The organism is Nocardia sp. NPDC004278, from assembly GCF_053602975.1.
Genome location: NZ_JBSGEQ010000085.1, coordinates 1 through 10,373, shown reverse-complemented (window position 1 = coordinate 10,373; position 10,373 = coordinate 1). Strand labels below are relative to the sequence as shown.

At 63.8% G+C, this 10,373-nt stretch carries 7 protein-coding genes and 1 pseudogene; 2 read left to right on the top strand and 6 right to left on the bottom strand.

Translation table 11 applies throughout. The features are described from left to right. The first annotated feature begins 178 nt into the window (after positions 1-178). Entirely contained in the window at positions 179-460 is a 282-nt protein-coding gene (locus ACWEO2_RS44040) for a Smr/MutS family protein (protein ID WP_355185601.1), read from the top strand. Positions 461-1,160: 700 nt separating this feature from the next. On the opposite strand, the gene ACWEO2_RS44035 is transcribed toward ACWEO2_RS44040, so the two are convergent. The 4 genes and pseudogenes from ACWEO2_RS44035 to ACWEO2_RS44020 form a co-directional block, all read right to left on the bottom strand. Then, positions 1,161-1,424: a hypothetical protein gene (locus ACWEO2_RS44035; RefSeq protein WP_452410833.1), complete on the bottom strand. Its 264-nt coding sequence runs from the start codon at positions 1,422-1,424 to the stop codon at positions 1,161-1,163. A 524-nt stretch (positions 1,425-1,948) separates the two neighbouring features. Beyond that, a complete protein-coding gene (locus ACWEO2_RS44030; protein ID WP_354961993.1) occupies positions 1,949-3,355 on the bottom strand; it encodes an aspartate ammonia-lyase in 1,407 nt (468 codons plus the stop codon). Between the two features lie 155 nt (positions 3,356-3,510). Continuing rightward, a pseudogene (locus ACWEO2_RS44025) lies at positions 3,511-3,722 on the bottom strand (amino acid permease); the annotation flags it as partial. Between the two features lie 319 nt (positions 3,723-4,041). Continuing rightward, the gene (locus ACWEO2_RS44020; protein WP_452410831.1) at positions 4,042-5,541 is read right to left on the bottom strand and encodes an amino acid permease; all 1,500 of its coding nucleotides are present in this window, start codon (positions 5,539-5,541) and stop codon (positions 4,042-4,044) included. Positions 5,542-5,593: 52 nt separating this feature from the next. On the opposite strand from ACWEO2_RS44020, the gene ACWEO2_RS44015 reads away from it, so the two are divergent. Beyond that, positions 5,594-6,415 carry a MerR family transcriptional regulator gene (locus ACWEO2_RS44015; RefSeq protein ID WP_354961847.1) on the top strand — a complete coding sequence of 274 codons (822 nt, stop codon included), beginning with the start codon at positions 5,594-5,596 and terminating at the stop codon, positions 6,413-6,415. Positions 6,416-6,465: 50 nt separating this feature from the next. On the opposite strand, the gene ACWEO2_RS44010 is transcribed toward ACWEO2_RS44015, so the two are convergent. Continuing rightward, positions 6,466-8,751, bottom strand: coding sequence for a tetratricopeptide repeat protein (locus ACWEO2_RS44010; RefSeq protein ID WP_452410830.1), 2,286 nt, complete (start codon positions 8,749-8,751; stop codon positions 6,466-6,468). Continuing rightward, the gene (locus ACWEO2_RS44005) at positions 8,748-9,785 is read right to left on the bottom strand and encodes an aminotransferase-like domain-containing protein (protein ID WP_452410832.1); all 1,038 of its coding nucleotides are present in this window, start codon (positions 9,783-9,785) and stop codon (positions 8,748-8,750) included. Before ACWEO2_RS44005 ends, ACWEO2_RS44010 begins: the two co-directional genes overlap by 4 nt. Positions 9,786-10,373: the final 588 nt, after the last annotated feature.

Here is a 10,373-nt window from a genome sequence, read left to right as displayed (position 1 = left end):
TCCCGGACCCGGATCGCGGCCATATCGTCCCCGAGATCACGCATCCGATACAGCCGCCGACGCACCGCGTCCTCGAGTTCATCCATCGTCTCGTAAAGACCCCTCCCAACGTTGAGATCACCTGGATCTGCCATCCGAGATGGCACTATGAGCGGGCGGTATGTAACGATGAGATCGCGTGTCTTACTCAGGATTTCAGGAGTTGAATGTGGCCGTGACGCTGACAGTTGATCTTCACCCGGTTTTCCGGAGTGATCGCGACATCGACAATGCGGTACGTAGCGCGATCTTCCGTGCGGTTGCGCAGAAGGTCGGCTTGTTGGAGATAATTCCAGGCAAAGGCTCCGGAACCCTGAAGCGCCGTGTTCTCGCGAAGCTCGCCCAGCCAAGCTTGAAAAAGTTCTACCGGCGCGTCGAGGCTGATCCGGGAAACGAGGGCCGGATTCTCGTTCATTTCTGACCGGAGCGTCCCAACGCCCTGACACGCGGTCGTATTTGATCGAGCACAGCCGAATCAATCAACACCCGAGGGTCTTGAACCTGCCAGGCTTCCTCAAAGTGTGACGCCATAAGTACACTCCTTGACCCCGAACTGTTCACACTGGGAAGCCACAGACCCTTTCAATCCAGTGACCCCAGGCTGTCGGCACGGCATGCGGTCAGGGTGAGAAAATGCGCGGCCTCAGTGCGACTGTCCAGGGAACCTGGAGAACCCCGTCGTCGCCGACGTCTCTGTCCACGGATCGCGTGGAGGCCGGCGACTGCTGCTCATTAGTCGTGTTGGCAAGCACGGCCTTGACCATCAGTTCGTGGTCAACAGAATCGAAGAATTTGCTGACGTCCAAATCGATTATCCAGTCCTTCTGCCAGCACGTTTCACGGCATTTCGCGACCGCGTCCAACGCGCCCGCTTCGGCCGATACCCATTGCCACCGATGGTCTGTGTGCTATTGGCCGCCTTTCTGGACAAACGTTTCCCACTCCGGCGCATCCTGGATCAGGTGGTCGATTTCCTCGAGGATGTCGTCCTCGAGGTGGTCGGAGCCGTAGCCGCTATCGGAGCGACTCTCGTTATCATCTCGGCTCGTGTCGGAGGGCCATGCCTGCTCGGACTCCTCGTCGTCTCGACCGTGGGTCGAGCGTGTTCTTGCGGCATCGTCTCACCTCATATTCGTAGTCGGCATGTCTTCGGGTGGTGGCTGAAACGGGTGGCCGGCCACCTCGATCAGACCGTCGGTGATACGACCCAGCCACGCGAGCACGCCGGACAGGGATCGTTGCGCACGGTTGGAGTCCCCATGGCCACCGCCATCGACGAACCGGGGTATCTGCCGCTGCAGGCCGAGTCGATGCTCTAGGTGTGTCCCGCACTCGGCCAGAGACCACACCCAAGCCTGTGCGCACCGTTCGGGCAGGGTCACCACGCCACCGACCTCGGGAAGGGCAGCCAGGACCAGGGCGGCATCGGCCGCGCGGCGTCGTGCGAATTGCAGACCGAGTTTCTCCGGTCCACGCGGGAGATCCGCAGGACGCCATGCCACGGGGGTCCCCAGGTCCTGCGCCGGCCGCCAACGGTCCTCGAGGAACGGCACCGTGTCGCGGGTGGCGTCCAGACCGCCCCGGATCTCTCACAGATCCAAGTCGATCTGTAATGCCCTGTGCACGGCACCGACATGCTCGCGCAGCCATCGGACCTGACGAGGACTGAAATACCCGATGATCGTGCCATCGTGGCGATCCCAGCAAATCATCGTGTAGCCGCCCGAGAGTCGCACACACACGGGCAGGCATAGTCCGCGAGCCCAGAACCGCGCAGTGGGCGCGAAGACACGAGGATCCAATGCGATCTCCTGGCGCACCGATTCGAATGTGCCAGCCCAGCTATTGTCGGTCTCCTACCATTCGCCTCAGCCTTCACGAAGCAGCTCCAGGACTCGGCAATCTTTACCTAGTCGGCCACGAGCACGCGTGGGTGTGCGATGGTTTCCGGCCGTAGTAGCCGCTCGAGTTCCTCGGCCGGCAGTAGCCCTTGTTCGAGTACGAGTTCGGCGACGCCGCGGCCGGATACCAACGCCTGCTTCGCGATTCGGGTCGCGGCGTGGTAGCCGATGACGGGGTTGAGCGCGGTCACCAGCCCGATCGAATTGTCGACATACCCACGCATAACCTCCGGGTTGGCGGTGATCCCCGCGATGCACCGACGCGCCAGCACCAGACAACCCGAACGCAGCTGGGTGATGCTCTCGGCAAGCGAAGCGACGATGACCGGCTCGAAAGCATTGAGCTGCAACTGACCCGCCTCCGCAGCCATCGTGACGGTGAGATCGTTACCGATCACCCGGAACGCGATCTGGTTGACCACCTCCGGAATCACCGGGTTGATCTTGCCGGGCATAATCGACGACCCCGCCTGCACCGGCGGCAGATTGATCTCGTTGAACCCAGCCCGCGGCCCCGACGACAGCAACCGAAGATCATTGCAACCCTTGGACAATTTCACCGCGATCCGCTTGAGCACACCGGACAGATGCACAAAGGCCCCGCAGTCCTGCGTAGCCTCCACCAGATCCACAGAAGTCTGCACCGGCAGACCAGTGATCTCCCGCAAATGCCGACAGGCAGCCTCCGCATAACCAGGTGCCGCGTTCAGGCCGGTACCGATGGCGGTAGCACCGAGGTTGATCTCATGCAACAGGGTAGCCGCCTCATCCAGACGCTGCCGGTCCTCACCGAGCATGACCGCGTACGTACCGAACTCCTGCCCCAAGGTCATCGGCACCGCATCCTGCAGCTGGGTACGACCCATCTTCAGCAAACCACCGAACTCCGTTGCCTTGCACTGGTACTCGGCGCGCAGAACCTCCATCGCCTCCGACAACCCCCCGAGCGCGTAAATGGTGGCCAACCGCACCGCACTCGGATAAGCATCATTGGTGGACTGCCCGAGATTGACATGCTCGTTCGGGTGGATACGAGAGTAATCACCCTTGTCGCAACCCAACAGTTCCAGAGCACGATTAGCAATCACCTCATTGGCGTTCATATTCGTCGAGGTACCCGCACCACCCTGCAACACATCAACGACGAACTGGTCATGCAGCCCACCGGAACGAATATCGACACACGCGGCGATGATCACCTCCGCCACATCCGACGCCAGCAGGCCCAACTCGGCATTCGCCCGTGCCGCCGCCTCCTTCACCGCAGCCAACGCCACGATCAACTGCGGGAACGCGCCGATCACGGTACCGGTAATCGGGAAATTCTCCCTGGCCCGGGCAGTATGGATCCCCCAATAAGCATCAGCCGGGATCTTCATCTCACCCAACAAGTCGTCTTCGGTGCGGTAGCTCATGAGGCGTCCTTCGCAGTGCTAGTGGGGCACAAGAATCAATCTGCCGTCGACTGACGTAATATACCATCAAAATATGGCACAACCAACGGGTTACACGCCGCCCCGCTCGGCAGCCGGGATCGCCGGCTGCCGAGGGGTCCCAGCCGGTCTCGGTGGCGGTCGAAGAAGGTCACGAACGGTTCCTGCCTTTGAATGCGGTGTACGGCAGCAGCAGCGACAGCAACACCAACGACCCCACGTAGAACAGCGCGATCCGGGCGATGACCGAGTTGATCGCGCAGAGCATGACCTTCTCCGGATTCTCGGCCCCACCGGCCGCCTTTCCGACGAGTTCGACTGAGGCATAGGCGAAGACGACCCCCGTGGTGGACAACCTCCGGCGCTGGCCGACCAAGCGATCGTCGCCGCTCCCCACCCGATCCAGGTATCGAACCCTAGGATGACCTCACCCAAGACGCCGACTATGGACCCGGTTAACCGCGGCGACCAGTGCGTCAGTGGAGCCGATGTGCACTACTTGCGGACCCCCAATAGCCCAAACCGTTCCGCGGCCGCCGGACCTGCGGCCGCGGAACGGTCCGATCGGACTCGGCGACGTTATCAGGGGATGCCGAGACCGACCGGTATCGGCGGGATTCTCCCTCATCGTGGGCGACACCGCCCGACTCCCGCCGACGATTGTTGGGCTACTGGTCGCGGTGCTCCAGCGGACGCTCGGCCAGCACCGGGAACTGCCCGGTGTAGCCCTCGCGCTCGGCGGCCAGGGCCGCCACCCGGCGCCGGGCGACGAACCAGCCGGCCACCATCAGCGGCAGCACCACGACCACCACGGCGATCAGCGCGCCGCGCTGGGTGGCGTCGCGACCGAACAGCATCAGCCCGAGCACCACCACCAGGAACGACAGCGCCGCGATGCTGGTGTAGGGCGCGCCCACCAGCCGGAACTTCGGACGCTCGACCAGCCCCTGCTTGGACCACTGCCACAGCTTCAGCTGGCACAGCAGGATCGCCGCCCACGCCGCGATGGTGCCCAGCGCCGACATGTTCAGCACGATCTCGAACGCCTTCGCCGGCACGATGGCGTTGAGCCCGACGCCCAGCAGCGCGACAGTGCCGGTAGCGAGGATGCCCACGTACGGCACGCCGCCCTTGGTCATCCGCGAAGCGAGCTTCGGCGCGCTGCCGTTCACCGACATCGACCGCAGGATGCGGCCGGTCGAGTACAGCCCGGCGTTCAGGCTGGAGAACGCGGCGGTCAGCACGATCAGATTCATCACCGAGCCCGCACCCTCGACACCCAGCTTCGAGAAGAAGGTCACGAACGGGCTGGTGCCGGCCTTGAATTCGGTGTACGGCAGCAGCAGCGACAGCAGCACCAGCGAGCCGACATAGAACAGCGCGATGCGGGCGATGACGGAGTTGATCGCGCGCGGCATGATCTTCTCCGGGTTCTCCGCCTCACCGGCCGCGGTACCGACGAGTTCGACTGCGGCATAGGCGAAGACGACCCCGGTGGTGGTCAGTACCAGAGGCAGCACCCCATGCGGGAACAGGCCGCCGTTCGACGTGATCACGCTAGGTCCGGTCGACGCGCCCGCAATCTTGAACCGCCCCACCAGGAAGACGATGCCGATCACCAGGAAGCTCACCAGAGCAACGACTTTGATCAGCGCTGCCCAGAACTCCATCTCGCCGAACCACTTCACCGACACCATGTTGATCGCGACGACGATCACCAGGGCGACCAGCGCAATCGCCCACTGTGGAATAGATTTCGTCGCGCCCCAGTAGTGGACGTATGTTCCGATCGCGGTAATGTCGACGATGCCGGTCATACACCAGTGGAAGAAGTATGCCCAGCCCACACCGAATGCCAGCTTCTCCCCGTAGAACTCGCGGGCGTACGAGACGAAGGAGCCCGAGGACGGCCGGTGCAGCACCAGTTCGCCGAGCGCCCGCAATATGAAGAAGACAAATATCCCGCAGACCGCATAGGCCAGGAACAGGCTCGCGCCCGCCTCCTTCAGCCGGGAGCCCGCGCCCAGGAACAGGCCAGTGCCGATCGCGCCACCGATGGCGATCATTTGCAGCTGCCGGGGGCGTAGCGCCTTGTGATAGCCGGCGTCCTCATGAGCATGCGCGTTCCCCGCAGCTCCGGTGGTTCCCGGTGATTGAACGGTGGTCATGATCGTGCCTTCCTGTGATACGGACCATGCCATTGACTGATGGAACGTACCAGTGATTGACGGCACACAGCAAGGGTTGCTGTCCAACCCGCTGTTGCGTTGTGGTTTCCTGGAGGACATGGCGGTGGATGCGGAGTTCACGATCAGCGCGTTGGCGCACGAGACCGGGATGACAGTCCGGACCCTGCGCGACTACAACGAGCGCGGCCTGCTCCCGCCGCCGCAGATGAAGGGCCGCATCGGGTTCTACAGCGAGGAACACCTCAACCGGATCCGCATCATCGGCCGACTGCTGGAACGTGGCATCACCCTCAACGGGGTCCGCGGACTGCTGGAGGCATGGGACCGCGGGGACGATCTGGCGGACGTGCTCGGCGTCTCGGCGAGCACCGCTGCGCAGCCACAGCAACCTTCCCGCGCCCCGGCCGGGGAGCGGGTCGCCGCCACCGATCTCGCCGAGTACTACCGCGAGATCCCCGGCGGCCTGGCCCGGGTGGTCGCGGCCGGGCTGTACGAACCGCTCGACGCGGACAGCTATCGGATCACCGATCCCGAACTCGTCGACGTCCTCGATCAGCTGATCGACGCCGGAATCCCACCGGCACGCGCGCTCGACGACATCGACCGGCTACGCGCCGATTGCGACCATATCGCAAGGCAATTCGCGGATATGTACGAGCGCACCATCGTGCGTTCGTTCCGGCGTTCCGCCCGTACAGCGCAGGATGCGCGGGAACTGGCCGAGCATCTGACCGCCGCCCGGAAACAACCCAGGCGGGTGGTGTCCGGCTTGGTCGACCGGTTCGTCGCCCGCCATCTGGACTACCTGACCGAGCGGGAACTTGCCGACCTACAGCATGACCAACCCACGTAGGGCTCTGCGCCGAGCCCGCCGAGGCGGTATGAATCACCGGCCAGGGAGCTTCACCACCACGACTGGGGCCGCAACTCGTTGGCCAAGTCGACCAGCGCGTACCGTTGCGACGGATGCGGGGCCTCGCGGGCGATTCGGCGCAGCGTCCGTTCGATCCCTCCGCGTAGTTCCTTCTCGAGGTACCGCACGCCGAGGATGGCGGCGTTCGGGTCCTGCGGACGCCCACCGTGCCGTAGCCAGGCCAGGGCGACACCCAGGACGAGGGCGCGCATCTGCAGTACACGCGGCTCACCGGGAAGCTCTGCCAGCCGCGCGGCGGCATCCAGATCCGATTGGGTGAGTTCGGTGACCGGACGTGAGACGAGCAGCACGCATCCGGTCATCCGGGCCACGTTGTGGTGACGCGATATCTCGGAAACCTGTTGCAGCGTGGCGACGGCCGCGGCGGTGTCGCCGCCGGCGGCCAGTCGGCGCGCGAGGCCGAATGCCGCGCTCGCCACGCTACGGTCGGTATGCCAAACGGCCCGGTAGTACTCTCTCGCCGCGTGGCCCCAGCGAGCGAGATCCGCTGATCCACAGCGAGTTTCGAGCACCAGTTCGGCGGTCGCCGCCAGCGCCAGTTGCGGCGCGATCTCACCGGGAACCGCGGAATGAACGAGATCGAATTGCTCGTATGCCTTCTCGTAATCACCCATCGTGAGTTCGGCGAGCCCCGCATACCACCCGATACGCCAGTCCGTGCGGTGCCCCGGACGCAGTTCGGCGAGCTTGGCGCGGACATTCTCCACCTCACCCAGATCGAGGTGGGCCCGCACCTCCGCCAAAGTCCCTTCGAGTTCGAAGGATTCGTGTGTGGCGATCTTCCCGGCCAGCATGTTCCCACGCGCCTCGCGCAGCGTATCGACGGCCCGGTGCGGATCGCCGTGCAGCAGAGGTGACAGCAGGTCCGCGTTGGGGTCCTCGCTGTCGATCAGCGGTACCGGCAGTGCGGAAACAACACTCGGCGCGTCGAGAGTTGCCCTGTGGTGCACGCCGTCGAGAACGCCATCGGAAGGCCGGATGAGCGTATCGATCCCGAAATCGCCTCGCAGAGTGCCGAATACCGCCGACACCTGTGGATAGTCCCGGCCGGTGTCCTCGGCCAGGACGGCGCGCAGTACGCCGAGGAGTTGACGGTGCATGGCGTAGGCGGACGGAAAGCGTTGTACCGGGTCGTTGTCGGTGGCTACCGCCAGCAGGCGCGCGAACGATGGATAACGGCGCAGCACCAACTCGTGGTCCGGGTGGGGCAGGCCGGGCATTTTGTGGCCGTGCCGGTCGGTGGGCATCCGAAAGGTCAGTGCTGCCAGTGTGCGGCCAACCATGTAGATGTCGGAGGCCATGGTGGGCCCGGTCCGGGTGAATTCCGGCGCCTGATACCCGGGAGTTCCGTACAGGTTGCCACCGGACCGAAGGGCTGCGACCGCACCGAGGTCGATGAGTTTGACCTCATCCGCAGCGACCATGATGTTGGCGGGCTTGAGATCGTTGTACGCCAGGCCGAGCGAATGAAGATAGTCCAGCGCCGAGAGGATTTCCAGTGTGTAGGCGATGGCCTCGGCCACCGGGAGGTAGCCGAGGGCACGCCGATCCAACTCGGTTTTCAGCGAACGCCCGCCGACATACTCCATCACGATATAGCCGACCGGAGTCCCGTCCACGGAACGGTGCTTCACGAAGTTGAAGATCTTCACGATCGCCGGATGTGCCATCTCCGAAAGGAATTGACGTTCGGCCAGGGCGACCACGTTGGCCTCTATGTCGAGCGGATTCTGCAACCCCTTCAACACCACCCAGCGGCCGCTGACATTGCGATCGCGGGCCAGGAAGATCCACCCCATTCCGCCGTAGGCCAGGCAGCCGCATACCTCGTATTGACCCGCGACCAGGTCACCGGGCTCGAGTTGCGGCCGGAAATGGAATGGTGATCCGCAGTGCACGCAGCTGCCGCGCGGGACGCCGTGCTCGCCGGAGCCGGAACGCCCGACCGGCTGCCGGCATTTCCAGCAGTACCGTTTGTCCTCGGGCACCTCGGGATCCGACAGGATCGCAGAAGGTGGATCGACCAGCGCAACCCGCGGCATCGTGACCAGCCCTGCACCGAGCCGCCGCACACTCGGGCGAGACCGCGTCTCCGGATCCGCGCCGTCCTCGGGCAACGGTTCGGAGTTGTCCGGCGTCCACCGAGGCGTGCGGGTGACATCCGCCCGCCGAGTCGCCGATGGATCCGCCGCATCGGCGGCATCGGGCGCCCGCAGCGGCAGCGGGTGCGCTGATGGGCTGGAATCGTCGATCATTCGCCTTCTCGGGATTCCCGATAGTTCTCGCATACTGCTGCCAAGGCATCAATCCCGGGCAGTACTTGTTCCGATCGAACACCCGCGAAGCTCAAACGCATCGTATTGCGGTGCAGTAACGCATCATCAGCATAGAAGGCGCTGCCCGGCCTGAAGGCGACATCTCGCAGCAACGCACGATCCAAGGCCGCGTCGGCATCGAAACCCGGCGGGCCGTCCACCCATACGAACAATCCTCCGTCGGGTTCGGTCCACCGGAACCCGCCGGGAAAATACTTGCCGAGCGCCGTGCACAACAGCTGGAGCTTGGCCGAATACGCCTCCGTGATCGTCTGCAAGTGCTCGGCCATGAACGGGCTCGCCAGGAATTCGGCCGCAATGGCTTGGCAGAGGGTCGACGTCTGCATGCCGATGCCGTGCTCGAGTGCCGATACCGTGCTCAGTACGTCCGGGGGCAACACCGCGATTCCTATTCGGATCGCGGGTGCCAGTGTCTTGGACAAGGACGTGATGTACACGGTGTTGTTCGGCGCGAAGGCCCAGAACGCCGGTATCGGTCTGCCGCGGTAGCGAAGATCGGCATAGACGTCGTCTTCAACCGCCAGGGCATTTCGGCGAACAATTACCTCGGCCACCTCCGCCCTTCGTGTCGTGGGCATCGTCCGGCCCGTGGGATTCTGGAATGTGGGAAGCAGATAGACGAGGGCCGCCGAGGTGCGTGCGAGAGCCTCGTCGAGCGCCTCCGGAAGGAGACCTGCCTCGTCGGATTCGACGCTTGTCACGGTTGCCCCATGGCTCTGAAATATCTCGAGGGCGGGACCGTGGGTGGGGGTTTCCACAAGAACCACGTCGCCGGCGCCGAGTACTGCCCTACACACGTTGTGCAGTGCTCCGGATCTACCCGTTGCAATGTGAATATTGTCCGCGGGACATCGAATCCAACGCTCCGACAACAGGTGGGCAGCCTGTTCCACTAACGGCCCGAATCCCTGGGGCATGCTGTATTGCAGTGCCCGATTTCCGTATTTGGTCATCACGGTGTCGACCAGACCCGGTACGAGTTCGCCCGGCAATAATGTCGTCTCCGGCGCTCCCGCGGCAAAGGATATGACCTCTGGGCGACGGCCCAGCAATGAAAACAACTCATCGATGGCACCGCTTCTTATCGTCCCGGTCGGGCCGAACCGTTTAGTGACAGCCAACTTACCCGCCCAACATCTTTCGTGACCCAACATACTTTCATGACCCAACGCGGTTCACAGCGGAGGAAGATGGGCGATCTGGACCATCTCCTCACCACGGGTGCGCGTGATCAACGTGCCCCGGCGGGGTGGGAGTTTGCTCGGGCGCACATCACCGACAGATCGCGGTAGGGACCGCCCTCACGGGCGGCCCCCCACACAGATCCCAGCGTGCGGAACTACCGCACTGGGCTCCCGCCTCGGATTTTGGCGTCGAAGCGCACTTCGGGAAACTCGCGCTTCACGCGAGCGGGCGGCAACCACTTGGCGGTAAGTCGGTCCATTCCACGAATCGCGTCGGGTGTCGCTGCGATCCTGTCCATCGAAACTCCACTCCTAATAATGGCTGTCGATCCACAGTGCATCGTAAACATACCGGAC